Genomic DNA, 25,108 nt, shown 5'->3' with positions numbered 1-25,108 from the left:
ATAATAAATTTTATTTGGTTAACCTTATTGACATACAGGTAAACATTGTGTAATATGTCCATGGAGGTTAGAAATGAAATTTAAAACAAAAGACATAACAAAAATCGCACTTTTAGTTGCACTTATAGCTGTGGGAGCTTTTATATCAATACCCATTGGACCAGTTCCCTTTACACTCCAAAACTTTTTTGTATTTATGGCAGGACTTTTACTTACACCTTTTTATGCTGGTCTTGCAGTTTTTATCTATGTACTACTTGGCTTGATTGGTATTCCAATTTTTGCAGGTTTCACTGGAGGATTTCAATCTGTACTAAAGCCAAGCTTTGGATTTTTAATAGCCTTTATTATAGGTGCTATTTTTATATCTAAATTTGCTCACGGCGAAAAGAAATTTGGAAAAATTATGATAGTTTTAGTTATTGCAGAAGTAATATTTTATGCAATTGGACTTCCTTATATGTATTACATTTTAAATGTAGTAATGGGAAATTCTATGGACGTATCAAAAATATTGTCCTTGGGAATGATTCCTTTTATTATACCTGATATGGCAAAGGCTGCTGTAGCTGCTATTATTGCCCCAAGAATTCAAAAGGCAATAAAATAATTTTAGTTCATAATAAATAGAATAATTTATAAAGGATCTCGCTTAATAGGTGAGATTTTTTCATTTAAATTTATAGTTATATGCTTAAGATTCTGATATAATAACAAGATAGGAGGTTATTATGAAAGATAATAAAGACAATAAACCTCGTGGAATGATAAAACTTTCAAGCATAATAAAAATACTTTTACTTATAGTTTTGGCAGCAATTATTATTTTAGGAACGCTTGTCACTTCTATTGTACTTGGTATTTTTAAAAAAGCCCCTGTAATAGATCCATCAGAATATAGATCTCAATTATCTGAAACTTCTAGGATTTATTCAAGTGACGGAAAGCTAGTTGAATCACTTATATCTGATCAATTTAGTGAGTTCGTTCCCTACGAGGACATACCAAAGAATTTAGTAAATGCCATTGTGGCAATAGAAGACGAAAGATTTTTCGAACACAGTGGAGTTGACTATAAAAGAGTTGCTGGAGCAATAGTCCACGACATCAAGACGAAGTCCTTTGAGCAAGGTGCTTCAACTATTACTATGCAGCTTGCCAAGAACTTGTACACGTCCTTTTCAAAAAGTGTTGTTAGAAAAATAACTGACGTGTATTATTCATATCAAATTGAAGAAAAACTTTCCAAGGAACAAATATTGGAAGCTTACTTAAACTCTGCTGGCTTCTCTAAGGGAACTGTGGGAGTACAAGCAGCAGCAAAAACTTTTTTCAACAAGGACGTATCCGAACTTGATTTAGCTGAATGCGCCTTAATAGCTGGAGTTACAAACCTTCCAGAAAAGTACACACCTTACAACACTCAAGCTATAGAAGATTCCGATGATTTAGGTAATATAGAAATTGTTTTACTTCCTAAAAATGAAAATGCAGAGCCCAACTCCGATAGGATTATAGAAATTGCTCAAAATTTAAATGAATTAGGTCAAATAGATAACTTTGAACTTATTCAAATAAAAAATGATTTAATTGTACCTGTTAAAGCAGTCTTTAATGAAACTTCTCAAGAAAGACAAAGACTTGTTTTAAAGAGAATGCTTAACCAAAACTTAATAAGTCAAGATGATTATGACAAGGCCCTTAACGAAAAAATCCAAATTAGCATAGGATCTCGTAAAGAAAGTGGAATTTCATCTTTTTACACAGACGTAGTTCAAAAAAGTACACTTAAAATCTTAATGGATTCTGGTTATTCAAAAGAAGAAGCCACAAATAAACTCTTCAACGGAGGATTAAAAATTTATACTCCAATGGATATAAATATGCAAAGAACTCTAGAAGAAGTTGTGTCAAATCCAAAATATTATTATGGTGGCTTTACTGACAAAAATGGAATTATACAACCACAAGTTGCATCAGTAATTATTGACCAAAAAACTCACGAAGTTAAGGCTCTTGTTGGTGGTAGAAATGTAAGTGGTGGAAGACTTTTAAATAGAGCTCTTGTGCCAAGACAACCTGGATCATCAATAAAACCAATTTCCGTTTATCTTACAGCCTTAAACAATGGAGCAACTGCTGGCGATGTCTACCTAGACCAAAAGATGCCAGAAAGACTTTTTGGTCACTCACCTAGAAATGCAGGTAACTATTATCAAGGTTGGACAACTATAAGAAATCTTCTTCGTCAATCATCAAATGTTGGTGCCTACCAAGTTGCCAGAGATATATCTGCCGATAAAGACGCAAAGGCAAATAAAAATTCAACTTATTCTAAAGTCTATAACGACGAAGAATCAATTAATAAAATGATTGAAACCTTAAAATCTATTGGAATCACTACTATAGTAGAAAAAGATGAAAACCCAACATGGAACGACATGGATTATTCACCACTTACTCTTGGTGGCATGAGTTACGGAATCAGTCCCTTTGAAATGGCTGGTGCCTTCACAACTCTTGCCAACGAAGGTAAATATGCAAATCCTTATGTAGTTTCAAAAATTGAATCCAACACTGGTGAAACAATTTATGAATACAAGGTTAATGAGAAAGAAATAACTAGTCCACAAAATGCTTACATCTTAACTGATATGTTAAAAGATGTTGTTAGACGCGGTACTGGTAGAAATGCTTCCTTCCCTGGTCAAGAAATTGCTGGTAAGACTGGTACATCAACTGACGAGCATAATGGCAGGAAGGACGTTTGGTTTATTGGTTACACTCCTTACTACACTTGTTCAGTTTGGATTGGTAACGATAAAAACCAAAAGCTTGCCTTTGGATCAACTCAATCAGCTTATTTGTGGAAACAAATTATGAAGTCAGTTCACCAAGATCTTGATAGAAAAGAATTCGAAGAACCTGAAGGCATTTACACAAAATATGTAAATGGAAGACGTGAAATCTTCGCCGATGGAACTAGTCCACACTACACAAATAAAATTGGTTGGTACAGAGCTTCTCAAGCAAAGAAGAGAGCAAAGAAAAATGATAATAACAATAACAACGACAACAAAAAGAAGAAAAAAATCTTCAAACAACAACAATGACAATGGTAACAGCAAGAAAAAATCTCGTTCCAAATCATTAATTAATGACGAAGATTAAAATAAGCTAATGAATAAGACCCTCTTTATTAGAAATAAATAAGGAGGGTCTTTTATTATTCTATAAATTTTTAAAACTATCATAAATTAAGTTAAAGTAAAATCTTTTAATAATTTAAAAATATAATATTTACTATAAACTTCTTATTCTATCTACAAGACTATTTTTGCTATGCTTTTCATAGAATCTACCAGTAAATATTATCCCAATAATTATATTTACAAAATTTACAATGATAAGTGGTATAATTACAAATTTATATGAAGTCCAATTAGTCTCTTCCATAAAATCCATCAAGATAAATTTATCTACAAGAAGCATAATGATGAAAGAAAATACCAAGCCACATAAAGAATAAATTAAATTCTTTTTCACCAAATATTTTCTGATGTTTTTCTTTGTCATTCCAATTGCTTCAAGGATTGATAAGTTCACCATGTTTCTTAATATTTCAGTAGCAATAACGTTAATAAAGTTAAGCACAGATATTAAGAATAATACTATAGATAGACTGTAACCAGCAAATTCTATTAGGTTTTTGGATTCCATTGTAGATTTGATCTGAAGGTCTCTTGAATCATAGGAAAAGTCTGGCTCATTTTCAAAAGTTTTTAATAACTTATCAAAATTTTCATTTTCGCTATCTTCCACATCAAATCCATAGGACATTATACTCTTATCTCCTGTGAGCTCTTTATACTCATTCGGCTTCATATAAATGTATTCCAAACCTAAAGTAGGACTAGATTCGTCATTTATATCTTCCTTAATTACAGGAAAATATCTAAGACCATTTGAAAAATTATACTCAATCTTTCCCATAACTTGGACTTCTTTGACTTTATTTTTGACATTAATCTTTATTTTATCGCCAGATTTAAATGCAGATTTTTTATTTCCATATTCTCCTATGATTATATAATTTCCTGTTTGCCATTTGTCTTTATCAAATTCTCCATCTATAAATTTTTGTTTGTTTATTAAATAATCATCTATTCCTAATAATATTGGAGCAACTTTATTATCTTCTATTTTTATATCTGGATAATCGTATTCATAACCATAGTAGTATAAAGCTCCCCCACTTTTAAAGCCCTTATAGTTTTCTATCTCATCAATAAAATTTTTATCAATTCCTTCTTCACTACCTAAATACATATACCTAAAGTATTTTGGGTTTGCTATATTATAGTCTGTTGTAATGACATCAGAAATTCCCTTTTCTAGATCAATATTACCAGTATAAGTTAAAACACTGTTTAAAATAACAGCGGATAGACTCATAGATAGAATAATTGAAATAAATCTAAATTTATTGGAAAAGACTTGTCTTCTAGCAAGCTTACCTAGAGAAACATCCTCGCTTTTATATTTCTTTTTTATCGTGGTTTCATTGTATCTGCTGGCATCTATTGGAGAAACTTTTGCTGCATATCTTGCAGGTCTCATAACCGATAGAAATACTGTAAGCAAAGTAAAGGCTGTCGAAAATAAGATAATTAAGACCATTACCGTTAGTGATAATTTTACATCCGTTAACATCTCATTATTTGCAAATATTTTATTTAAAATAATTTTTCCAATAGAAATTCCTACTAAATCTCCAACTACTATTGACGGAAGTGCTACTGCTAAAGACTCAAAATGAATAAGCCTTTTGATTTGCGGCTTTGTCATTCCAATTGTTTTTAAAAGTCCCAGTAGTTTAATGTCTTCATTTACGGATATCTTGAAAATATTATTTATTATCAAATATCCCGCAACCATTACCAAAATCAAAAAAGCTAAGAAGGGTAGAAATGTTTTAAAATCAAAACTAGAATCACCAGATAAAAGATATGCAAAGTTAAGGCCAATCCTTATTTCCTTTTCGGATAAATTCCCAGGATTATCTACCACTTTATAAGAATTTCTCTCTGCAATTTTTAAAAGTTTATCCCTTATCATAAAGGAATTCTTTAGCATTACTTCCAAATCTTTATTATTTTCTGGAAGGGATAATTTATCTACATAAGCTTTTGATAAATAGATTTGTCCTACACCAACATTGGAGTCAATTGGATTTTGAAAAGTTCCAGATATAATAAATTTCTCACTTTTCTTTTCAATAATCTCTCCTGTGTAAGCTTTTTCTATTTTAAAAGAAACTTCTATCTCTTCTCCAATTTCACCCTCATAACCTAATTTTTTAGCAGTAGCTATATCTATAAATACTTGGTTTTCTTTTTCAGGAAATTTCCCTTTAACTTTTTCTATTAGCGACCATTCAAATCCATTGTTATCTATATAGGATAGTTCTGCACTTATTTTTTCATCATCAAGAATACCAACTTTCTCTCTTATTGAAAATTCCTTTATGTCTTTATCCTTGGATAAAATACTTATGTCTTTGTCAGAAAGTTCTTTAAAAGAGCCATGGCTGATTGTTCCAATAGTTTTCATAGTTTGGGTTTCCATGCTTTTCCCTAAACCTAAGGCTACGGAAAACAGACTTGTAAATAGTATAGAAGTCAAAGCAATTGCTAATAAGAGAATATTTCTCCTGCTTTTATTCGCATTTAAAATATTTTTTGCTAGACGCCTTATATAAGCTTTATTTTTGACTTTCATTATTTTCCACCAGCCTTCCATCTTCTATCCTTAAAGTTTTTTCTGCAGCTTGAGCGACGGCATCATCGTGAGTAATCATAAGAATAGTATTTCCAAGCTCTTTATTAATCTTTTTTAGTAAGTAAACAACTTGGGAAGAAGATTTTGAATCTAAATTTCCTGTAGGTTCGTCAGCTAGAATTAAAGATGGTTTGGTAACCAAGGCTCTTGCTATAGCAACCCTTTGTTGCTGTCCACCTGATAATTCATTTGGCATTTTATTTTTTTGTATCACTTATTTCAAGTATATCTATTACATAATCAACATATTTCTTATCTACTTTGTCCCCATCAAGACCAAAGGGAATAATTATATTCTCATACACATTTAGCATGGGCAAAAGATTATATGCTTGAAAGACAAAACCGATATTTCTTCTTCTAAAAATTGTTCTCTCATCATCTTTTAATGCATAAATGTCTGTACTATCAATCAAAACTTTTCCACTTGTAGGATAATCAAGTCCCCCTAATAAATGTAATAAGGTTGATTTACCAGATCCTGATGCTCCGATTATAGAAATAAATTCTCCTTTTTCTACATCGAAAGATACTCCGTCAAGAGCTCTTACTTCAACGTCATTTGTTTTATAATATCTTTTTAAGTTTTCCACTTTTAACATTTCTATCACCTCTTTACATTTAATATAACATTCATATCTTACAAAGTACTTACAAGACTTCTTACAGTTTTGTAAGAAAAAAGACTTCTCACAAGGGGAAGTCTACTGAAAATTTTATTCTGTTATTATCCAAAGACGCTCTTATATTTCCACCATGTTTTTCTATAATTTCTCTGGCTATAAAAAGACCTAAACCCAAACCGTCCTTTGAAACTGAATTTTTTCCTCTATAAAATCTTTCAAATATTTTCGGCAAAGTTTCTTCTGATAAGTCTTTGCACTCATTTTCTATGTCTAAATTATAGTTTAGGTAAGATTTATAAACTGAAATATTAATTGTAGAACCATTTGGCGAGTATTTTATAGCATTATCTACTAGATTGTGGATAGCTTCTTTAAGCCATCTTTCGTCCAAATTGAAAATTAAATCTTCATTTTTTAAATTTATGCTTATACATTTTTCATCTAATATTACTTTAAATTCTCTCAAAACATCCTCTACTATGTCTTTTAAATTTGCTTGATGTTTTTGTAAGGAAATAATATCGGATTCAAGCCTAGAGGATTTTACCAGGTTTTGAATTAAAAATTCTAGTTTATTAAGTTCATACTTTATAATTTCAAGATACTCATCTTTCGGATCATCTTCTAAAAGACTAATGTATAAAGAAAGGTTTGTAATGGGTGTCTTGGTTTGGTGTGATATATCTGCTATTAAATCTTTTGTTTTACTTTTTTCTGTATTTATTTTCGCTTCTTTTACTTGGCTGGCATACAAAAACTTAATGAGCTTTGATTTTATTTTAGATAATTCCTTTTCATCAAATTCTGTAATTTCTAAATTTCCATCTAAAGCCTTGTCAATATAATCTGAGAGTTCACGCATTTCACCTCTCAAGACAATATATTTATATAAAAGAATTCCGATTACAATTACTAGAATGCCTACTAAAAATTCCATTTATATCCAACTCCAAAGACTGTTTCTATTGGGTCATAGGGCTTTAATTTATTTCTTATTCTAGAAATGTTGACGCTCAATGTATTTTGATCAATAAATTCATCATCTATTCCCCAAACAAAATCAAATAGTAATTCCTTAGTAATAACTTGAGACTTGTTTTTTATCATGTAGTATAAAATTTTTGTCTCTGTTCTTGTGAGATCTATATTTTTATTATCTACATAGAAAGTATTTTCATTGAAATTAAAGTCTAGACCATCTTTCTTATAAAGATTTAAATCACTAGACACTATTTTTTCAAAAGCTCTTTTTATCTTTGCCTCTAATATTCCCAAAGAAAAAAGGTTTTGTTAGATAGTCGTCTGCCCCTAAATTTATAGCTGAAATGATATATGCTTCTAGATCTATGGCCGATAAAACTATAATAGGAATTGATGAAGTTTCTCTAGTATATTTTATTATTTCAAGCCCATCTCCATCTGGTAAGTTCATATCAAGTAAAATCAAATCCGCATCATCAATAAAATTTTTAGCTTCACTAATTGTGTTTACAGAGAAAACCTCATAATCTTTATTTAAGGCTATAGAAAGTCCTTTATTTAAATTTTTGTCATCTTCAATTATCAGTATTTTTTTCATACCTTTTTCCACCATCAATAAAAATCATAATTATAAAAATTATCTTTAGCTTTTATATTATCTATTATATATTTTATAGTCAAAAGAAAAAGCCCCTAAAGGAGCTTTTATTCATATATTCTTAATTATCCAAAGATTCTTTTGTGTCATTTTTTTCTTCTTTATCCTTAGCATGGATAAGTTCTTTTGCTTCTTCTGAAAGATCTTCTTCATTTATTGAGTCATTTGTATCTATTGATTCTTCATCAAGTTTCTCACCATTAAAGATTTTTTCGAAGTCCTTAGAATAGATTGTTTCTTTTTCTAAAAGAGCATCTGATAGAGCAAGCAACTTGTCTAAGTTTTCACTCAAAAGCTTTTTACATTTAGCATAGGCTTCGCTTATTATTCTTGTAACTTCGTCATCAATTTCAGCTGCAGTTCTTTCAGAATAATCTCTTGAACGACCTAAGTCACGACCAATGAAAACTTCATTTTCAGATGAGTCATAATTTATTGTTCCCAATTTTTCACTCATACCATAGTGAGTCACCATAGCTCTTGCAATTTTCGTTGCCCTTTCTATGTCATTTGATGCACCAGTTGAAATGTCATCTAACACTAGGGACTCAGCAACTCTTCCTCCAAGAAGTGAAATTATTGATGCTTCCATCTTTTTTCTTTGTCATAAAGGAAATTTCATCATCAGGAAGATAAGCTGTAAATCCTCCAGCCATTCCTCTTGGGATAATTGTAATCATGTGAACTGGATCTTCTTCTGGGAGAAGTCTTGATACAATTGCGTGACCTGATTCGTGTACTGCTGTAAGTTTTCTTTCTTTTTCTGAAACTACACGAGATTTTTTTGCAGGACCTGCTTGAACTTTTATAGATGCCTCATCAACATCTTCCATTGTTATTGCACTTTCGCCACGTCTTGCTGCAAGTAAGGCTGATTCATTCATTAGATTTTCAAGATCTGCCGGAGTAAAACCTGGAGTTCTTTTTGCAATTACTTCAAGATTTACATCATCAGCAAGTTTTTTGCCTCTTGAATGAATTTCTAGAATTGCCTTTCTAGCACGAACATCTGGCTTTCCAACATAAACAGTTCTGTCAAATCTGCCTGGTCTTAATATAGCTGGGTCAAGTATGTCTGCTCTATTTGTTGCAGCCATTACTATTACGCCTTCGTTAGTTCCAAAACCATCCATTTCTACAAGAAGTTGGTTAAGCGTTTGTTCTCTTTCATCGTGGCCACCACCAAGTCCAGCTCCTCTTTTTCTTCCCACTGCGTCAATTTCGTCAATGAAAATTATACAAGGTGCGTTCTTCTTAGCTGATTCAAATAAATCTCTTACTCTTGATGCGCCGACACCAACAAACATTTCAACAAAATCAGACCCACTCATTATAAAGAAAGGTACTCCAGCTTCTCCAGCAACTGCCTTTGAAAGGTAAGTCTTACCAGTTCCTGGAGGGCCTACTAAAAGAACACCCTTTGGTATTCTTGCTCCCATGTTAATAAACTTTTTAGGATTTTTTAAGAAATCTACAATTTCTCCCAATTCTTCTTTTTCTTCTTCAAGACCTGCAACATCATTAAATTTAACAAGATTTTTGCCATCTTCTTTGTTTATTAATTTTGCCTTGCTCTTGCCAAAGGAGTTCATTTTTCCTCCTCCACCAGCTTGTTGCATCATCTTATACCAGAAGAAAATCAAAAATCCAAACATAAGTAGTGTTGGTATCCATTCAACTAAAAACGAAGTTTGTTTTGTTGGACTTGAAACTACATTTATCTTTCCAGCATCAGACTTTTCTTTTAAGTAATCTTTATAAAAACTATCAGAAGCTTCTTGTGGAATTACTGTTCTAAAAGAATCATCATTTTTTAATTTAACACTTGCAACGGAGTCAACTCCATTTTGCAAACTTACACTTTTTACATTATCTTTTTCAAGTTCTGATACAAACTCAGTGAAAGATTTTTCTTCCACAACATTTGCAGGCGGACCAAAAAATCTAATTGATAAAATTAGCACTAAAATCAGTACTATATAAAATCCCGCTCCTCCAAATTTTTTATTCAATAATATCACTCCTCACTATTAGAATAGACTGATTCATCTAGAATTCCAATGTAAGGAAGACCTCTAAATCTTTCGTCATAGTCCATTCCATAACCAATTACAAAATGGTCATCAATTTCATATCCGTTGTATTTTACTGGAAGCTCAACCTTTCTTCTGCTTGGTTTAGAAAGCATAGTAACAATTTCTATAGAATTTGCTCCTCTTGATTTCAAAACTTTAGTTAAATAAGAAAGAGTTATTCCAGTGTCAATAATATCTTCGACAATTAAAATATCTTTTCCCACTATAGAAGTAGATATGTCCTTTAGAATTCTAACTTCTCCCATGGATCTTGTGCCTTGGTAGCTTGAAACATCCATAAAGTCATATTCAAGGTCTAAGTCAATACTTCTCATTATATCTGCCATAAAGGGAACACAACCCTTTAAGATTCCAAGTAAAAATAAGTTTTTGTCCTTATAATCATGAGTTATTCTTTCACCAAGTTCTTTAACCTTACTTTTTAATTCCTCTTCAGAATAAAGAACTTCTTTAATTTCTGACATTCTTAACCTCCAAAACGAGTTTATTTAAAGTATTTTTATCTATCTTTACATCTTCTGAAATATCCATACCCATTACATAGATAATTTTCTCATCATCACATATAAGACCTATCTCATCTCTTAAAAGTCTGTCCACTTTTCTATCTATAAAATAGTCCTTTAATTTTTTATTATTTTTCATTCCAAGAGCCTTAAACCTGTCTCCTGGAAGTCTTTTTCTTACGTAAAGATTACCTTTAATTTTATCACAGTCTATGACTTTTATAAAGGAGTCATGTGGACTTTCTAAGTCATCTTTTCTTAGAATAATTTCTCCAAAATCTGTTATATTTTCTCCCAGATTTAGATCCTTATTTTTCATAACTTTTTTGTCTTTAGCTTTTTCAAGAAAAATCTTGTCATAGGACCTCCTGGCAGTGATATTCTTTCCTAAATGAATTTCTCTTCCACTTTCTCCAAGACACAAATCATAGATCCCCAAAATATTTGTCCTTGATAAAATATTTTCCTTGTAAAAATTTTCTTCAAGGTATTTTTTTATCAACTCACAGGCTAAGAATTTGTCGAGACTTTTAATTTCACTAACTATTAAAAAATTATCTTCCTGACATTTATAGTAATTTTCTTTTATAATTTTCCCAATAAAATTATCTGCTTCTTCCACATTTTTCAGACAATCTTAAAATAGAATTTATTATATCTGGATTAAATTTTTCTAAATAAGGAATTAGACCAAGTCTGATTTTATTTCTAGTATAAATTTCTTCAAAGTTTGTTTCATCGTCGAAATATTTTAAATTATTTTCATGAAGATAAGCTTCAATTTCACTTCTCTTTATATTTATAAGAGGTCTATAAATATCTTCATTTACCCCAGAAATTCCAGAAAGTCCTCTCAAGCCTGTCCCTCTAATTATATTAAAAAGAACAGTTTCAACTCTATCATTGGCATTGTGGGCAGTTAAAATTTTTCTATCTTTAGAATTTTCCCTAAAAAATTCATATCTCAAAATTCTTCCAGCTTCTTCAGATGATAATTTGTTTTCTCTTGCATAATCATTCATATTAACAGTTTTAGTAAAACACTTAACTTTATAATCGCTGCAAACTTTTTTGACAAAGTCCTCATCTCTTTTTGCCGTTTCTCTTATGCCATGATTTAGATGACAAACTACAATATCAAGATTCCAATCCTCTCTTAGGTCCATAAAATTATAAAAGAGATACATTGAATCAGCCCCACCAGATACAGCAAGAGTGAGTTTATCAGACTTTTTTATTATATTTAATTTTTTTAAATTTTCGTAAAATAACTTATCCATAACTAAATAAAAAAAGTGGTAGAACTATCAAAAGATAGTCACCACTTACTAATTTCTAGAATTTTTCTTCTTTGTCTTTTGATTATATCTTGCTCTAGCTTCATCAAGCTTTGTATTGCTTTCCTTTAGGAACTTGCTCAATAAATCTTCAAATCTCTCATCAACTTTTTCATCTTGAGGCTCTTCTTTTTTCTCAACTGCATCCTTCATAGATAGAGCAATTTTACCTTTTTCATCTATGCTAAGAACCTTGACCTTAACCTCGTCACCTTCTTTAACGTGGTTATTAATGTCTTTTACAAAAGTATCTGCAATTTCAGAAATATGTACTAGACCACTTTTGCCATCTTCTAAGTCAACAAAGGCACCAAATTTTGCAACCTTAGTAACTACACCTTCAACTATATCGCCTGGCGATAAATCCATAACTTCCTCCTAAATTTTATTTAAATACCCTTATCAGTATTTATATCAGTATTTACAGTCTTATCTTTATTCTTATCAACATAGATAACCTCTCTAGGTTTCACCATGCCTAACTCTTCTCTTGCTACCTTTTCAATAAAATCAGTAGATGAAGAATTTTCAAGTTCTGAATTTAAATTATCAATCTCAAGTTTTAAATTAGAAATTTCTCTATTATTAGCAGAAATAATCTCAAGTTTTTGATTTCTAAGTGATATGGACTTGCCTATTTTAACTGATCCAAAAAGAACAGTTCCTATAATAATTAGGGCAAGTGCCAAAGGAAATCTTCTTTGTTTTACTTTCATAAAAACTCTCCCATTAAATTCAAAATCTATCTAAAACTAATTTATTCGCTCATAAAGAGTCTCTGCATCCTTTTTGCTATTTACATCAGATATGTCCTTAACCTTGACACTGACTTCTCTTTCTCCAAGTTTCAAAGTCAAAATATCATCAACATTTACAGAGTCTGATGGTTTTGCAATCTTGTCATTAATTTTGACAAGTCCTTTTTCACAGGCTTCTTTGGCAACAGTTCTTCTTTTTATAAGTCTTGAATTTTTTAAAAATTTATCTAATCTCATAATTCTCTCCACTAAAGAATATATCAAATAAATAAGAAAATTTCAATACTTTGAAGAAATTTGAGCATAAAAAAAGAAGGCCTTGCCTTCTCTTTTCTTACTTATTAACAGCTTCTTTAAGAGCTTTACCTGATCTGAAAACTGGTGCTTTAGATGCAGGAATCTTAATAACTTCTTCTGGATTTCTAGGGTTTCTTCCTTCTCTAGCTTTTCTTTGTCTAACTTCGAAAGTTCCGAATCCAACTAATTGAACTTTTTCTCCATCTGCAAGAGCTTCTTGAACTGAAGAAATAAATCCGTTTAAAGCTTGTTCAGCGTCTTTTTTAGTAAGACCTGATTTTTCAGCAATACTTGCTACTAATTCTGATTTGTTCATTTTATATCCTCCTTGAAGAATTTTCTTTATTCTTTTTTCTTGGTTTAAAAACTAATTTGCCCTTGTGATTTCACTAGGAAAACTTAGCTATAACCTAAGACTGTTACAATTATAACCTATGTCAGCTTTATTTTCTACATTTATTTTAAAAAAATCGCTATTTTATCCAATTTTTTGTATATTTCCTCATAGATTTGACGAAAATCAACTAAACCATCTCTATCTTTTAAGAATAGCAAGATAAAAGATAAAATCAAAAGATCATTTTCGCTTTCATAGTCCATAGATAAGTCTTGTGATTTTTCTATAATTAAATCTTTTATCTTTACAAAATTTTCCTCATCTAGATAAATATCTTTTTCATCCAAAATATTTGAAAGTTTATCAAAAATAAGTGGCATATTTTTTCCATCTGTTCTTGGAATGTAAATACAAGATTGATGGTTGTAGTCATCAAATCTTGGCAATTTATAAATTTCAACTTTTCTTACTTTTTCATCATCAAGACCAGCATTGGTTATGACATATGCCAAATCCTCTTCTTTATAAACTTCTTGAAGGGATAAAGATAAATCTGATGCTATTCTCTTGTTATAAACTTGAGTAATTAAAGTGTCACGTCTTGTGTCAAAATCAAAAATATTTGCATCTGAATCTAAAAATAATAGACCATCTACTGCATCTCGTCCAACAGCTGCAAGAACTGGTTCTATAAAAGAAATTCCATTAACTATATTTATTTCACTCTTACTTTCAAGCAAGAGTTTTACAGTTTTTTCAGCAACTAAGGGAGTTCCTGGCACAAAATAATTTATATCTTCACTTTTTGACTTTTCTAATAATATTTCTACAATCTTCTTGTAAACTTCGTCAAAGCTTTCCATTTTATCGTATAAATAGTCGAAAGATTCATAGGATATATTATTTTCTTTAAAAAATGAAAGGGACTCATGCCTATCAGTTCTTAAAAAATTTTTATTTCCATTTTTCATAATTTTTACTGCTTCCAGAGTTAAATCTCTAGAAGAAGTGGAACCAAGTCCAACAACATTTATCATTTTCGATCACCTTCTAACATTATACACATAAATTCTAAAATTTTTTTATTTTATTTTAAAAACAAAAAAGAGGGGTTGCCCCCTCAATTTTAATAATCATTTAATTAATCAAATCCAAATTTTTCTCTCATTATTTTAAGCTCTTCGTCAGTTAATTCACTTTCATCAACTGGCTTTTCAGCTTCTTCTTTAGCCATTTCTTTTTTTCTTTCTTCAACGATTTTGTCGTGTTCAGCAATGACTTCTAAGGCAACTTCCTTAGGAATTTCTATGGATTTCTTTTCAACTTCAGAAAGTTCAACTTTTCCACCAACACAGAATTTTTTGCCGTCTTCAAATTCATAAACAAAAACTTCAAGTTCTCCTGCTGGGTTTTTTATAGAAATCTTGTAATCTTCATCTAACTTTTCAATGTCGTCTTCAAGATAATCGACAACTGCAACAGTTCCTGATCCACAAGATCCTTCTCTAAATAAAGTTTCTGAACCTTCTACATAAACATAAGGAATCATTTCTAATTTTTCTTTATCAAAGAAAATTACACCGTAAGCTTCATCCTTATAGTCTTTTTTAAGAATTTCAAGTGCCTTATCTACGAATTCTTTGTCTTCTTTCGCTTCAACAATTAAGTGGCTAATTCCATGTAATTTAATAAGAGTGTAATCTTTGCCGTCAATTTCTACACTTTTTTTATCAAGTGGAGCATCTAGAGCAACGTAAGCTTTTTGATTTTTCACATCTGCAATTACATCTGTAGTTCCTTCGTGACCACTTACATAAACTTCTATATCAACAAGTCCATCTGTGTCATAAAATCCTGCAGAATAAAGTCCATAAGCTCTTGTTGCGTTGGCACAAAATTCTCCACCCATCATGTCCATTCTTAGTGGTGCACCTTCATATGCAGGAGAAATAAATCCAACTTGCTCAACGTCTTTATCTATTTGTTCCATTATACAGTCTGTGTAGGCTTTTCTATATCCTGGATAAACTGGCGCTACTACAAAACCTGTTATATTTCCACAAGGGTTTGCTCTAAAATAATTAAAACTTTTCTTCATAATCATCCTCTTCTCGACTCTAAAATAAATCTACCATATAAGTATACCATACTAAGTTAGTATTTTTTAGCACTATTTATTTGTTACCCTAAATTTATTTTTTAACACAAGAAAATCTATTAATTTTTATTTTAAATATTTTTTAAGTTCTTCTGCCCTATCTGTTTTTTCCCAAGGAAGGTCCAAGTCATTTCTACCAAAGTGACCGTAAGAAGCAGTTTGTCTATAAATTGGTCTTAATAAATCAAGATCCCTAATAATAGCAGCTGGTCTCATGTCGAAGTTTTCCATAATAATTTTTTCGATTTCTTCATCAGATAGTTTTCCAGTGCCAAAAGTTTCTACGTAAACTGAAGTTGGTCTAGCAATACCAATTGCATAGGCAAGTCCAATTTCTACCTTGTCAGCAAGCCCTGCTGCAACAAGATTTTTTGCAATGTATCTTGCATAATATGCTCCAGATCTATCAACCTTAGTTGGATCTTTTCCTGAAAAAGCTCCTCCTCCATGTCTTCCAAATCCGCCGTAAGTGTCAACTATAATTTTTCTACCAGTAAGTCCTGCATCTGCCATTGGTCCACCAATTACAAATCTTCCAGTTGGATTTATGAAAAATTCTGTATCGGCATCAATTAAATCTTCTGGCACAACTTTTTCAACAACTTCTCTAATGATGTCTTCTCTGATTTTTTCCATGGAAACATCTGGAGCATGTTGTGATGAAACTACAACATTTTTAAGTCTTACAGGTTTATCTTCTTCATATTCTACTGTAACTTGAGTTTTTCCATCTGGTCTTAAATAATCAAGAGTTCCATCTTTTCTCACTTGAGTAAGTCGTCTTGAAAGTTTGTGAGCAAGTGAAATAGGAAGTGGCATTAATTCTTCTGTTTCATTGCAGGCAAAACCAAACATAATTCCTTGGTCTCCTGCTCCAAAGGAGTCAAGTTCATCTACTCCTTCTTCCTTAAATCTGTCAACGCCCATAGCTATATCAGAAGATTGTTCTTTTATTGCAGATAAAACTGCACAAGTTCTTCCGTCAAAACCAAATTTTGCTCTGTTGTATCCAATATCCTCTAATACTTCTCTTGCTGTTTTTTCAAAATCAACATAAGTTTCTGTTGATATTTCTCCAGTTATAACTATCATTCCAGTGGATGCCATAGTTTCGCAAGCCACTCTTGCATTTTTATCTTCTGCCAAAATCTTATCTAAGATTGCATCAGATATTTGGTCGCAAACTTTGTCAGGATGTCCTTCTGTAACGGACTCTGAACTAAATTGCCATTTTTTCATTTTTCTTTCCTTCCTCCATTTTAAATACCTAGATTTAATGTATGAATTTATTATTTTTTTATTTATAAAGTTTATTAAATTTTCAATCCATAAAAAAATCCTCACGCAAAAAGTGAGGACCATTAAACCTCATCTTCCAGATAAAAATCTGTGGGATTTAGCACCAACTAGGTTGCCGGGTTTCACAGTGCCCATTCACTCCACCACTCTCAATAAGGTATTATAATTTTTATTTGTAATTTTGATTATAACACTTAAATAATATTAGTGCAATAAGTTAAAATAATTCATAAGAGATATGCCCACTGGATAAGTAATTACACTCATAATAAAACTTAGGGTTATTACTTTTGAGGCAAATTCATAATCAGACTTCATTTGCTTTGTAAATATAAAACAACTTGCGGCACAAGGTGTTGCCCAAAATACATAAGCTATTCCCAATTCCATATTTGTAAAACCAAGCTTTACGCCAATTGGTATCAATATAAGTGGTGCTAAAACAGTTTTTATAAAAGCTGATATAAACATAAGCTTGAAGTCGCTCTTAGAACTCTCAAAGTTAAGGCTTGCTCCAATTAAAATAAGTGACATAGGATTTAAAATTTTTGCTACCATTTCTATAGCCTCGTCCACTCCTTGGTATACTGGAATATTAAGGAAGTTAAAAATCGCTCCAAAAACTACACCCACAATCATTGGATTTTTTATTATTTTTATAAATATGTCTTTTACAGAAATACTTTTATCTTCTGCCTCACTATAATAAGTGAGAAGTACAATTGCAGAAATATTATAAAGTGTAAGACCAAAGGCAATTATTACTATCATATGCTCCATTGAAGATGTACCATTGTAAATTATATCTAAGATTGGAAATCCAACACATACAAAATTTGACCTATAAGCACAGTGGACAAAGGCCGATAACTTTTTCTTGTCCTCAATCCTCAAGGCTTTTGCAATTAATAGTGCAATTATTATTATAAAAATAACTCCTAATACAATGTAGAGAACGTACTTTGGATGCAGAGACTCTATCCTTGCATTTTTTATGTCATAAAATAATTTAAAGGGCAATGCCATGTAAAAGACTATCCAAGTGCCCTTATCAACAAAGTTGCTATCTATGTATCCTTTTTGTTTTGCAAAATAACCAAGGAGCAAAACTATAAAAACGGGAGATACAATATTAAAACCCATAAGTAAGTTTTCCATAAAATCACCATATTAAATTATAGGTTAAATATTTGGGCTTGTCGAGGGCTATATTTTTAAATACAATATAGTCATAGGAGGTCATATTATGAAAAAAATAATAGGTATTGCACTTTCATCACTTGTTTTATTTACAAGTGTAAATGTTTTTGCAAATGCAAAAGTTTCTAGCCAAAGTGTAGTTTTAGATGGAAATGACACTGGAGTTAAGGGATATAACATTAATGACAACAACTATTTTAAGTTAAGAGATATTGCAGCACTTTTAGATGGAAAAGATGCAGAATTTAATGTTTCTTATGACAATGACAGATCTGCTGTAATGATAACAAGTAAGTCTGATTATAAAAAGACTGATGAAGATTTAGTGCCACTAAAAGATAGTAAGAGTGAAGTGAAAAAATCATCTCACAATGTTTTTGTAAATGGTGTTAGACATTCTTTTAAAGTTTACACAATTGATGGTTACAATTATTTTCAACTTAGAGAACTAGGAAGAACAATTGGTTTTGATGTTAATTTTGATGAAGAAAATAATTCAGTTTTATTGTCTTCCAAATCAATACCAGGTCTTTCTCTTGTAAAAAATCAAGTAGACGTAAAAATTGTGGACTACGCAGCAGATTATGAAAACAAGGAACTCTACATTTTAAAGAATCCTATTCTTGACATTTCACAATTTCTTGATAATATTAAAAACGACGTACTTGCAACAACAAATGAAGGACAACTTATTGCAGAATCAACTTATGTCAAATCAGAAAATATTGTTGAAGTATTGCCAAAATCTACTAAATATAATGGAAAATTCACTTACAAACCCTATATACAAATAAAACAAGCTGAAAAAACTGAAGTCTTTCCTTATGAAGGAAAATTTGAAGTTGCAAAAACTTTGACTTCAAAGGGCTTTGATTCTACAGAAGAATTTGAAATTAGTTTAGGAACAAATAATAAAGATAATTTTATTAAATACTCATCTTTTAAATATAAATAATTTTGGGTATATAAATTACGGAGGTGTTAAAAATGGAAATTACAAAAGATATGTTAATAGGAGAAGTTCTTTCAAAAAAACCTGAATCAATTGGCACTCTTATGAGTTTTGGAATGGGATGTATAATGTGTCCTTCTTCTCAAATGGAATCTCTAGAAGAAGCTGCAATGGTTCATGGTATAGATCCAAATATGCTTGTAGCTGCACTAAATAAAGATAGCAAGGAAGAAGCAGAAGCTTAATTTAAGCTAATTTTGAAGGGGTAGCAATGCCTCTTCTTTTTTTACATAAATTTAATTTAAAGGAGCTTATTATGAAATATAAAAATTTAATTATTGCCACTTCGGCTTTATTGCTTTTATCTCCTGCTTTTGCAAGTGAAAAAAGTAATAATATTATGAATGATGATGCTACTTCTGTGGAAGTTACTGCAAAGGAAAAGGAAAAAGTTGAAAAAATTAAAAAAATATTTAATATCACAGGAGATTATAAATCTTTTACCATTTCAAAAGAACCAATTAGTAGCGACACTGGAATTAAATATTTAAATAAGCTTGTCAAAGGAAAATATGTTGAAATGTATAGTTGGCATGATGATGAGCTTGGTGGAATTGATATTTCTTTTAACAGTGACGGAGAATTTCTTTCATATTCAAAATGGACAAATGAAGAAGAAAGAGATAAAAAAACTATATCCAAAGATGAAGCACAAAAAACCGCTGAAAAACTATTAAAACAAGTGATAGAAGATTTTGACAAAAAATATGTCTTATCTGATTATTCTGTTTTAAAAGGAAGTAAGGACATAAATATAAGTTATCAAAGAGTTATAAATGAAATTCCTCTTGCCGATACTCTTATAATTGTAAGTATTGATTCGCGATCTGGTGAAGTCCGAGATATAAATTCTCTAGCTGCAAATCCCTATGCCTATTCTTTTTTAAAGGATACTGATTTTAAAAAGGATAATAAATTAAGTTTGGAAGAAGCAGAAAAAATATTTTTGGGAAAATCTCCCCTAATTCTCTCTTATAAAGTCAACGAAAGAGATGAAAGTGTCAAAAAAGTTTATCACACAAAAGTAGCTGATATTGACGCAAAAACTGGCGAAATTGTTAAAGAAAAGACAGATTTAAACTTTATGCCTTATGCAAAAGCTGAAGAAGCAAAGGCAATGGATACTGCAAGTCTAACTGAAACAGAAATTAAAAAAATTGATGGACTTAAAGATCTTGCATCAAAAAAAGATGCCAAGAAGAAGGCTTATGAAATTGTCGGAAAAGATTATAAAATAGAAAATATTTCACTTTACTCTGATGACGATAATTATTACTATAGGATGGCTCTTGAAAAGTCAAAAAATTCTGGTCAAATTGTTTTAAATGCAAAAGATTTAAACTTAATAAATCTAGACATTTGGTCTGATAAAAAAGATTATAAGAATAAGCTAAGTGAAGATGAAGCTATAAAAATAGCAAAGAACTTTCTTGAAAAATATGGCGACAAAAGTGAATTGAATTTTGAAAAAATCGAAGTTGAAAAATCAGAACTAGGTACAAATATTTTCTTCCCTAGATATGTAAATAATATTCCTGTAATAGATGAAGGTCTTAGAATTTTTGTAAATGATGAAAAAGTCGTGACATCTTATGACAGACAATTTTCTGAAGAGGATTTTTCAAAAGCTGAAGATCTTAAAATGACAAAGGAAGAAGCAAATAAAATTTATCTAAATTCTAAAAACTTTGGCTTGAAATATGAAATTTCTGAAAATGGTCCAAGGCTTTTATATGGAACAATTAAAAATATTGAACCTATAATTGGAAAAGATAAAATTTTGAGAGACTCCTTTGGTGAAATAGTTAATTTCAAAGAACAAATTAATTACAAAGACTTTGATCAAGCAAAAAATAAGGAAGCTTTAAATTCTCTAAAGGAAATGGGAATTGGATTAATTGGAAAAAATTTATCCGACAAAGTAACTTACAAAGATTTCTATTCTCTAATTGCAGAGGATTATGGAAAAGATCCTTATTATAAATCAAGATTTGGCATTGATTATGCAAATTTAAAAAATAAAAATATTACAGAAAAAGATGTCATAAAATCCTTAGTTATTAATAATGATCTTGAAAAATTTACACAAGCAAAAAATATTTTTAAAGAAGATTTATTTAAAAACCAAAAAGATTTAAAAGATTATGAAAAATATTACATCATTGCAAAGGGCTTTTCTTATATAGATGATGAAGTAAATCCTGATAAAGAACCAAGTCTTGAAGACGTTTTATACATTATATACAACTCAATAAAGTAATTGTAATTCTTTTGTAATTGCATCTTACCTCCCACTGATGTATATTGTCAGTGGGAGGTTTTTTATGACCCAATCAGACTATGAAAGAAGAAAAAAATAAGAAGACAAAGAGCCAGAAGGAAAAAGAGAAAAAGACAAATAATATCTATTACAATTTTTGCAATAATAATAATTTTTATATTTTCTAAGATCTTTTCTGCAATAAAGAAACCAAAAGACGAGGTTTCCCCTGCTCTTATGTGGTACTACACAAATGAAATTTATAAAGATAGACCAAAAACTATTTTCTACGACAAAGAATACATTTCCAATGTTGCCCTAGACAAAATCACTAAAATGGAAGATGAATTCATTGTAAAAGGTTCAAACCACTTGAAAAAAGTTGACAAATACGCCTATGATGCAAAAAAAATAAGAGAATACACTCGCCACAACAACTACAAGGGCGAGAAAAAAATTGTATTCTTAACTTTTGATGATGGACCAAATAATCTCATTACTCCACAAATTTTGGATACCCTAAAAAAAGAAAATGCTCGTGCCACTTTCTTTTTAGTTGGCAAATCTATTGGAGATAAGACTGCGGGTCGTGTTAGAGAAATTCTTGCAAATGGAAATTCAATTGCAACTCACTCTTTCTCCCACGATTACGAATATATTTACCCAGGTAGATATGTAAACGCAGAAAGAGTTTATGGAGAAATAGAAAAGACCAACGAAAGACTTCAAAACATTTTAGGCGAAGATTTTCACTCTAAAGTTTTTAGATATCCTGGTGGAGAAATGTCTTGGAACAACACAGAAGCTTCCAATTCCTTCCTAGAATCAAGAGATATTAATTGGATTGACTGGAACTGTCTTGTTGGAGATGCTGAGAAAAAAATCTGTAAGACCAACTACTACTGAAGGACAAATTGCATATCTTGATCACAGTCTTAACAAAAATAAAAACACAAAGATTGCCGTTGTCCTAGCCCACGACGCAAGAAACAAACAATTAACAGCTGACTCCCTTTCAGAAGTTATAAAATACTTTAGGGACAGAGGCTATGAGTTTGGAATTTTAAAATAATTCAAATTTTCTCAAGAAATCAATAAAAATAAGAGGTGTGATTTCAAATGATTAAAAAAAACAAAATAATTAAAATCGGATTTTTATTTTTCTATTACTTGTTATTTGTAAATAGTTTTGGATTAATCTATAAAAAGTTTTCAATTTTTCCTGATTGGTATATATTAATAAATTATCTTGGTATTAGTGCAAAAGAATTAAGTATATTTTACAATTTTAGATTTTCTATTTTTAGCTTATTCCATATTATAATTTTAACCACACAAATAATTTCCATAATTATTGGAATACTTATTATTGTTGAAGTTTCTAAATTGTGTAGTTCTTTTAAAGAATAGTTTTAGTTTTGTTTTTATGGCAAATTTAAAGAGGGAAGATTTACTTATCTCCCCTCTTATTTTTATACATTATTTATTTAATTTTATACCATTTAAATTAAAGTGAATTTTTAATTTTTTCTGCTCTTTCAATTAATTTATCTTTTCCTAAAAGATAAAGAATGTTTTGCATTTCTGGTCCGTGAACATTTCCTGAGATTGCTGCCCTCACTGGCATGTAAAGTTTTTTTCCTTTTACTCCAGAATCTTTTTGAACTTCTTTCATTAGTCCCTTGGCAGTTTCCATATCTATTTCATCATGAGATTCTACAATTTTAATAAAGGATTCAAGTAGCCCCTTTACATGTTCTTGCCCTAATTCTTCTTTTGCGGCATCTTCTGTGATTTCAATATCGCCAAATAAGAAGTCAATGTGCTTAGGAATGTCTTCTAACTTGTCGCAAGCTTCTCTTACTGTGTCAATTAAAATCTTGTACCATTCAAAGTTATCCTTAATTTCTTCTTCACTCAATAGTCCTGATTCAGTCACAAATGGTATTGAAAGTTCTGAAAGTTTTTCTAAGTCATAAGATTTCATGTAGTGAGAGTTAACCCAGTTTAATTTATCTGTGTCAAATATTCCACCAGATTTTCCAACTCTATCAAAGGAGAATTTTTCCACTAATTCATCTAAATTCATAATTTCTTCTCCATCTTCTGGTGACCAACCCACAAGAGCAAGATAATTTACAATTCCTTCAGGTAGATATCCTCTTTTTCTAAAGTCTTCTACTGAGACATCTCCTTGTCTTTTTGAAAGTTTTTTCCTGTCCTTATTTAAAACTGTTGGAAGGTGAACAAATTCTGGAGCTTCCCAACCAAGACATTCGTAAAGATAAACGTGTTTTGGAGTTGATGGAAGCCATTCTTCTCCCCTTACAATGTGAGTTATGCCCATTAAGTGGTCATCGACAATTACAGCCATGTGATAAGTTGGGAATCCATCTGATTTCATTAATACTTGATCGTCAATTTCATCTGTATTTATTGTAACTTTGCCACGAACTGCGTCGTTAAAAGTGATGTCCTTGTTCTTAGGAAGCTTTAGTCTTACAACATAATCTTCTCCTGCTGCAACTCTCTTCTTTGCTTCTTCAAGAGGAATTCCACGGCAAAGTCCGTCGTATTTAGGAACTTTCCCCTTAATTCTTTGTTCTTCACGAAGATTATCTAATCTTTCCTTGGAACAGAAGCAGTAATAAGCGTGACCATCTCCGATTAATTGGTCTACATATTTTTTGTATATGTCTAGTCTTTCTGATTGGATATATGGTCCACATTCGCCTACTTCAGTTAGCTTTCCATCTTTTACAACGACACCTTCGTCATGAGTTATTCCTGCCCATTCAAGGGATTCAATTAAGTTTTCTATGGCACCTTCAACATATCTAGTTCTATCTGTATCTTCAATTCTCAAAACAAATTTGCCATCATTTTTCTTTGCAAACAAGTAATTGTATAGAGCTGTTCTCAAACCTCCAATGTGTAGGTATCCTGTTGGTGATGGTGCAAATCTTACTTTAATATCTGACATTTCTTCTTCCTTTCTATTTACTTAGCAGTAATTTCTATAACTTGATAATAAGCCCAGTGATTTCTCTTTAAATCTTTAAATGGGTTCTTTGAATATTTATCTAAGAAAGATTTATTTATCTTTCTATCTAACACTTTATTAAATATTGTGGCAGCTTCTGCCCTTGTTATATTTTCATTTGGTTTAAATTCATTTTTAGATTTTCCAACCATAATTCCATGGCTAGAAAGAGTATTTATTGCATCTTTTGCCCAATAATTTTCTTTTACATCCTTAAAATCTATTGGATTGTTGCCTTCATTGAGCTTTAGATAATTTGCCATCATGCTGGCAAATTGTGCCCTAGTCATTGGATTGTTTGGTTTAAAAGTTCCATCTTTATAACCAGAAATTAATCCTTCTTTTTCAATAAATACAATATTGTCGTAAAACCATTGACCTTCTTTTAAATCTCTAAAAGAGGACTTGTCATTGGCAATGGCCTTGTCGTCGATTATTCTTTTTAAAACAGAAGCAGCTTCTGCCCTTGTTATTTTTTGATTTGGAGCGAATTTATCCTTTGATATGCCTGCCATATATGGAAGTCTTATGACTTCAATAGACTTTTGCAATTCTTCAAGAGAATCATTTATTTCATCAGTTGAAACTTCACTTTTAACAACGACATATTCTGCTGATGCAATGGCAGCACGAATTCTTCTTTCATTTTGAAGACCTGCTTTGGCAGTAGAAAGATTCTTTGCAAAATCTACATAATCT

General features: G+C 30.8%; 24 protein-coding genes, 2 pseudogenes and 1 riboswitch. Of the genes and pseudogenes, 7 read left to right on the top strand and 19 right to left on the bottom strand.

Features of this window, described 5'->3' with window-relative positions; translation table 11 throughout:
• The first annotated feature begins 73 nt into the window (after nucleotides 1-73).
• Together HGPT_RS00715 and HGPT_RS00710 are read left to right on the top strand one after the other, a co-directional pair.
• Nucleotides 74-610, top strand: a complete 537-nt coding sequence (locus tag HGPT_RS00715) for a biotin transporter BioY (RefSeq protein ID WP_019137985.1) — start codon at nucleotides 74-76, stop codon at nucleotides 608-610.
• Nucleotides 611-731: 121 nt separating this feature from the next.
• The gene (locus HGPT_RS00710) at nucleotides 732-3,113 is read left to right on the top strand and encodes a transglycosylase domain-containing protein (protein ID WP_019137984.1); all 2,382 of its coding nucleotides are present in this window, start codon (nucleotides 732-734) and stop codon (nucleotides 3,111-3,113) included.
• 190 nt (nucleotides 3,114-3,303) lie between these two features.
• On the opposite strand, the gene HGPT_RS00705 is transcribed toward HGPT_RS00710, so the two are convergent.
• The 17 genes and pseudogenes from HGPT_RS00705 to HGPT_RS00635 form a co-directional block, all read right to left on the bottom strand.
• Nucleotides 3,304-5,802 carry an FtsX-like permease family protein gene (locus tag HGPT_RS00705; RefSeq protein WP_040542191.1) on the bottom strand — a complete coding sequence of 833 codons (2,499 nt, stop codon included), beginning with the start codon at nucleotides 5,800-5,802 and terminating at the stop codon, nucleotides 3,304-3,306.
• Nucleotides 5,765-6,443: pseudogene (locus HGPT_RS00700) on the bottom strand (ABC transporter ATP-binding protein). Before HGPT_RS00700 ends, HGPT_RS00705 begins: the two are co-directional and overlap by 38 nt.
• Before the next feature lie 88 nt (nucleotides 6,444-6,531).
• A complete protein-coding gene (locus HGPT_RS00695) occupies nucleotides 6,532-7,404 on the bottom strand; it encodes a sensor histidine kinase (RefSeq protein ID WP_019137980.1) in 873 nt (290 codons plus the stop codon).
• Nucleotides 7,392-7,697: a winged helix-turn-helix domain-containing protein gene (locus tag HGPT_RS09435; protein ID WP_245544057.1), complete on the bottom strand. Its 306-nt coding sequence runs from the start codon at nucleotides 7,695-7,697 to the stop codon at nucleotides 7,392-7,394. Before HGPT_RS09435 ends, HGPT_RS00695 begins: the two co-directional genes overlap by 13 nt.
• Nucleotides 7,698-7,704: 7 nt before the next feature.
• Nucleotides 7,705-8,046 carry a response regulator transcription factor gene (locus HGPT_RS09430; RefSeq protein WP_245544056.1) on the bottom strand — a complete coding sequence of 114 codons (342 nt, stop codon included), beginning with the start codon at nucleotides 8,044-8,046 and terminating at the stop codon, nucleotides 7,705-7,707.
• 121 nt (nucleotides 8,047-8,167) lie between these two features.
• Nucleotides 8,168-10,118, bottom strand: a pseudogene (ftsH, locus tag HGPT_RS00685) (ATP-dependent zinc metalloprotease FtsH).
• Between the two features lie 5 nt (nucleotides 10,119-10,123).
• Nucleotides 10,124-10,666, bottom strand: a complete 543-nt coding sequence (gene hpt / locus HGPT_RS00680) for a hypoxanthine phosphoribosyltransferase (protein ID WP_019137979.1) — start codon at nucleotides 10,664-10,666, stop codon at nucleotides 10,124-10,126.
• Nucleotides 10,653-11,330 carry a tRNA lysidine(34) synthetase TilS gene (gene tilS, locus HGPT_RS09425; protein WP_019137978.1) on the bottom strand — a complete coding sequence of 226 codons (678 nt, stop codon included), beginning with the start codon at nucleotides 11,328-11,330 and terminating at the stop codon, nucleotides 10,653-10,655. Before tilS (HGPT_RS09425) ends, hpt begins: the two co-directional genes overlap by 14 nt.
• The gene (gene tilS / locus HGPT_RS09420) at nucleotides 11,314-11,988 is read right to left on the bottom strand and encodes a tRNA lysidine(34) synthetase TilS (protein ID WP_019137977.1); all 675 of its coding nucleotides are present in this window, start codon (nucleotides 11,986-11,988) and stop codon (nucleotides 11,314-11,316) included. The genes tilS (HGPT_RS09425) and tilS (HGPT_RS09420) overlap by 17 nt, the downstream gene beginning before the upstream one ends.
• Nucleotides 11,989-12,036: 48 nt before the next feature.
• Nucleotides 12,037-12,414 carry a S1 RNA-binding domain-containing protein gene (locus HGPT_RS00670; RefSeq protein ID WP_019137976.1) on the bottom strand — a complete coding sequence of 126 codons (378 nt, stop codon included), beginning with the start codon at nucleotides 12,412-12,414 and terminating at the stop codon, nucleotides 12,037-12,039.
• 20 nt (nucleotides 12,415-12,434) lie between these two features.
• Nucleotides 12,435-12,761, bottom strand: coding sequence for an FtsB family cell division protein (locus HGPT_RS00665; RefSeq protein WP_019137975.1), 327 nt, complete (start codon nucleotides 12,759-12,761; stop codon nucleotides 12,435-12,437).
• A 36-nt stretch (nucleotides 12,762-12,797) separates the two neighbouring features.
• On the bottom strand, nucleotides 12,798-13,040 hold the full coding sequence (locus tag HGPT_RS00660; protein WP_019137974.1) for an RNA-binding S4 domain-containing protein: 243 nt from the start codon (nucleotides 13,038-13,040) through the stop codon (nucleotides 12,798-12,800).
• A 97-nt stretch (nucleotides 13,041-13,137) separates the two neighbouring features.
• A complete protein-coding gene (locus HGPT_RS00655) occupies nucleotides 13,138-13,416 on the bottom strand; it encodes an HU family DNA-binding protein (RefSeq protein WP_005957971.1) in 279 nt (92 codons plus the stop codon).
• 140 nt (nucleotides 13,417-13,556) lie between these two features.
• The gene (locus HGPT_RS00650; RefSeq protein WP_019137973.1) at nucleotides 13,557-14,474 is read right to left on the bottom strand and encodes an SAM-dependent methyltransferase; all 918 of its coding nucleotides are present in this window, start codon (nucleotides 14,472-14,474) and stop codon (nucleotides 13,557-13,559) included.
• Nucleotides 14,475-14,578: 104 nt separating this feature from the next.
• Nucleotides 14,579-15,535, bottom strand: a complete 957-nt coding sequence (locus HGPT_RS00645) for a histidine racemase CntK family protein (RefSeq protein WP_019137972.1) — start codon at nucleotides 15,533-15,535, stop codon at nucleotides 14,579-14,581.
• Nucleotides 15,536-15,661: 126 nt separating this feature from the next.
• Nucleotides 15,662-16,834: a methionine adenosyltransferase gene (metK, locus tag HGPT_RS00640; RefSeq protein WP_040542340.1), complete on the bottom strand. Its 1,173-nt coding sequence runs from the start codon at nucleotides 16,832-16,834 to the stop codon at nucleotides 15,662-15,664.
• Between the two features lie 126 nt (nucleotides 16,835-16,960).
• Nucleotides 16,961-17,053: riboswitch (SAM riboswitch) on the bottom strand.
• 45 nt (nucleotides 17,054-17,098) lie between these two features.
• Nucleotides 17,099-18,052 carry an AEC family transporter gene (locus HGPT_RS00635; RefSeq protein WP_019137970.1) on the bottom strand — a complete coding sequence of 318 codons (954 nt, stop codon included), beginning with the start codon at nucleotides 18,050-18,052 and terminating at the stop codon, nucleotides 17,099-17,101.
• An 88-nt stretch (nucleotides 18,053-18,140) separates the two neighbouring features.
• Here HGPT_RS00635 and HGPT_RS00630 point away from each other — a divergent pair, with 88 nt between their 5' ends.
• From HGPT_RS00630 to HGPT_RS09415, 5 genes are all read left to right on the top strand, one after another.
• A complete protein-coding gene (locus HGPT_RS00630) occupies nucleotides 18,141-19,049 on the top strand; it encodes a hypothetical protein (RefSeq protein ID WP_019137969.1) in 909 nt (302 codons plus the stop codon).
• A 32-nt stretch (nucleotides 19,050-19,081) separates the two neighbouring features.
• On the top strand, nucleotides 19,082-19,291 hold the full coding sequence (locus HGPT_RS00625) for a DUF1858 domain-containing protein (protein ID WP_019137968.1): 210 nt from the start codon (nucleotides 19,082-19,084) through the stop codon (nucleotides 19,289-19,291).
• A gap of 71 nt (nucleotides 19,292-19,362) precedes the next feature.
• Nucleotides 19,363-21,366: a YcdB/YcdC domain-containing protein gene (locus HGPT_RS00620; RefSeq protein WP_019137967.1), complete on the top strand. Its 2,004-nt coding sequence runs from the start codon at nucleotides 19,363-19,365 to the stop codon at nucleotides 21,364-21,366.
• 237 nt (nucleotides 21,367-21,603) lie between these two features.
• On the top strand, nucleotides 21,604-22,272 hold the full coding sequence (locus HGPT_RS00615; protein WP_245544055.1) for a polysaccharide deacetylase family protein: 669 nt from the start codon (nucleotides 21,604-21,606) through the stop codon (nucleotides 22,270-22,272).
• Nucleotides 22,235-22,438, top strand: a complete 204-nt coding sequence (locus HGPT_RS09415) for a polysaccharide deacetylase family protein (protein WP_245544054.1) — start codon at nucleotides 22,235-22,237, stop codon at nucleotides 22,436-22,438. Before HGPT_RS00615 ends, HGPT_RS09415 begins: the two co-directional genes overlap by 38 nt.
• 435 nt (nucleotides 22,439-22,873) lie before the next feature.
• Here the strand turns inward: HGPT_RS09415 and gltX are convergent, their stop codons facing one another.
• A complete protein-coding gene (gene gltX / locus HGPT_RS00605) occupies nucleotides 22,874-24,349 on the bottom strand; it encodes a glutamate--tRNA ligase (RefSeq protein ID WP_019137964.1) in 1,476 nt (491 codons plus the stop codon).
• Between the two features lie 17 nt (nucleotides 24,350-24,366).
• A partial coding sequence (locus tag HGPT_RS00600) for an S-layer homology domain-containing protein (protein ID WP_040542338.1) occupies nucleotides 24,367-25,108 on the bottom strand: 742 nt, incomplete at its 5' end.

Origin of the sequence: Peptoniphilus timonensis JC401 (genome assembly GCF_000312025.1) — a bacterium.
Taxonomy (GTDB): Bacteria; Bacillota; Clostridia; order Tissierellales; family Peptoniphilaceae; genus Peptoniphilus_A; species Peptoniphilus_A timonensis.
Note: the sequence above shows the minus strand (reverse complement) of the source record. Positions and strands in the feature narration are given on the sequence as shown.

Coding starts and splice junctions, on each gene's coding strand:
- HGPT_RS00705 (WP_040542191.1), bottom strand. CDS start 5,802: ATGGAAGGCTGGTGGAAAATAATGAAAGTCAAAAATAAAGCTTATATA.
- HGPT_RS00625 (WP_019137968.1), top strand. CDS start 19,082: ATGGAAATTACAAAAGATATGTTAATAGGAGAAGTTCTTTCAAAAAAA.
- HGPT_RS09415 (WP_245544054.1), top strand. CDS start 22,235: ATGCTGAGAAAAAAATCTGTAAGACCAACTACTACTGAAGGACAAATT.
- HGPT_RS00645 (WP_019137972.1), bottom strand. CDS start 15,535: ATGAAGAAAAGTTTTAATTATTTTAGAGCAAACCCTTGTGGAAATATA.
- HGPT_RS00655 (WP_005957971.1), bottom strand. CDS start 13,416: ATGAACAAATCAGAATTAGTAGCAAGTATTGCTGAAAAATCAGGTCTT.
- HGPT_RS00715 (WP_019137985.1), top strand. CDS start 74: ATGAAATTTAAAACAAAAGACATAACAAAAATCGCACTTTTAGTTGCA.
- HGPT_RS00710 (WP_019137984.1), top strand. CDS start 732: ATGAAAGATAATAAAGACAATAAACCTCGTGGAATGATAAAACTTTCA.
- HGPT_RS00620 (WP_019137967.1), top strand. CDS start 19,363: ATGAAATATAAAAATTTAATTATTGCCACTTCGGCTTTATTGCTTTTA.
- HGPT_RS00635 (WP_019137970.1), bottom strand. CDS start 18,052: ATGGAAAACTTACTTATGGGTTTTAATATTGTATCTCCCGTTTTTATA.
- gltX (WP_019137964.1), bottom strand. CDS start 24,349: ATGTCAGATATTAAAGTAAGATTTGCACCATCACCAACAGGATACCTA.
- hpt (WP_019137979.1), bottom strand. CDS start 10,666: ATGTCAGAAATTAAAGAAGTTCTTTATTCTGAAGAGGAATTAAAAAGT.
- HGPT_RS00670 (WP_019137976.1), bottom strand. CDS start 12,414: ATGGATTTATCGCCAGGCGATATAGTTGAAGGTGTAGTTACTAAGGTT.
- HGPT_RS00615 (WP_245544055.1), top strand. CDS start 21,604: ATGTGGTACTACACAAATGAAATTTATAAAGATAGACCAAAAACTATT.
- HGPT_RS00630 (WP_019137969.1), top strand. CDS start 18,141: ATGAAAAAAATAATAGGTATTGCACTTTCATCACTTGTTTTATTTACA.
- HGPT_RS00695 (WP_019137980.1), bottom strand. CDS start 7,404: ATGGAATTTTTAGTAGGCATTCTAGTAATTGTAATCGGAATTCTTTTA.
- HGPT_RS09430 (WP_245544056.1), bottom strand. CDS start 8,046: ATGAAAAAAATACTGATAATTGAAGATGACAAAAATTTAAATAAAGGA.
- HGPT_RS00665 (WP_019137975.1), bottom strand. CDS start 12,761: ATGAAAGTAAAACAAAGAAGATTTCCTTTGGCACTTGCCCTAATTATT.
- tilS (WP_019137977.1), bottom strand. CDS start 11,988: ATGGATAAGTTATTTTACGAAAATTTAAAAAAATTAAATATAATAAAA.
- HGPT_RS00660 (WP_019137974.1), bottom strand. CDS start 13,040: ATGAGATTAGATAAATTTTTAAAAAATTCAAGACTTATAAAAAGAAGA.
- HGPT_RS00650 (WP_019137973.1), bottom strand. CDS start 14,474: ATGATAAATGTTGTTGGACTTGGTTCCACTTCTTCTAGAGATTTAACT.
- metK (WP_040542340.1), bottom strand. CDS start 16,834: ATGAAAAAATGGCAATTTAGTTCAGAGTCCGTTACAGAAGGACATCCT.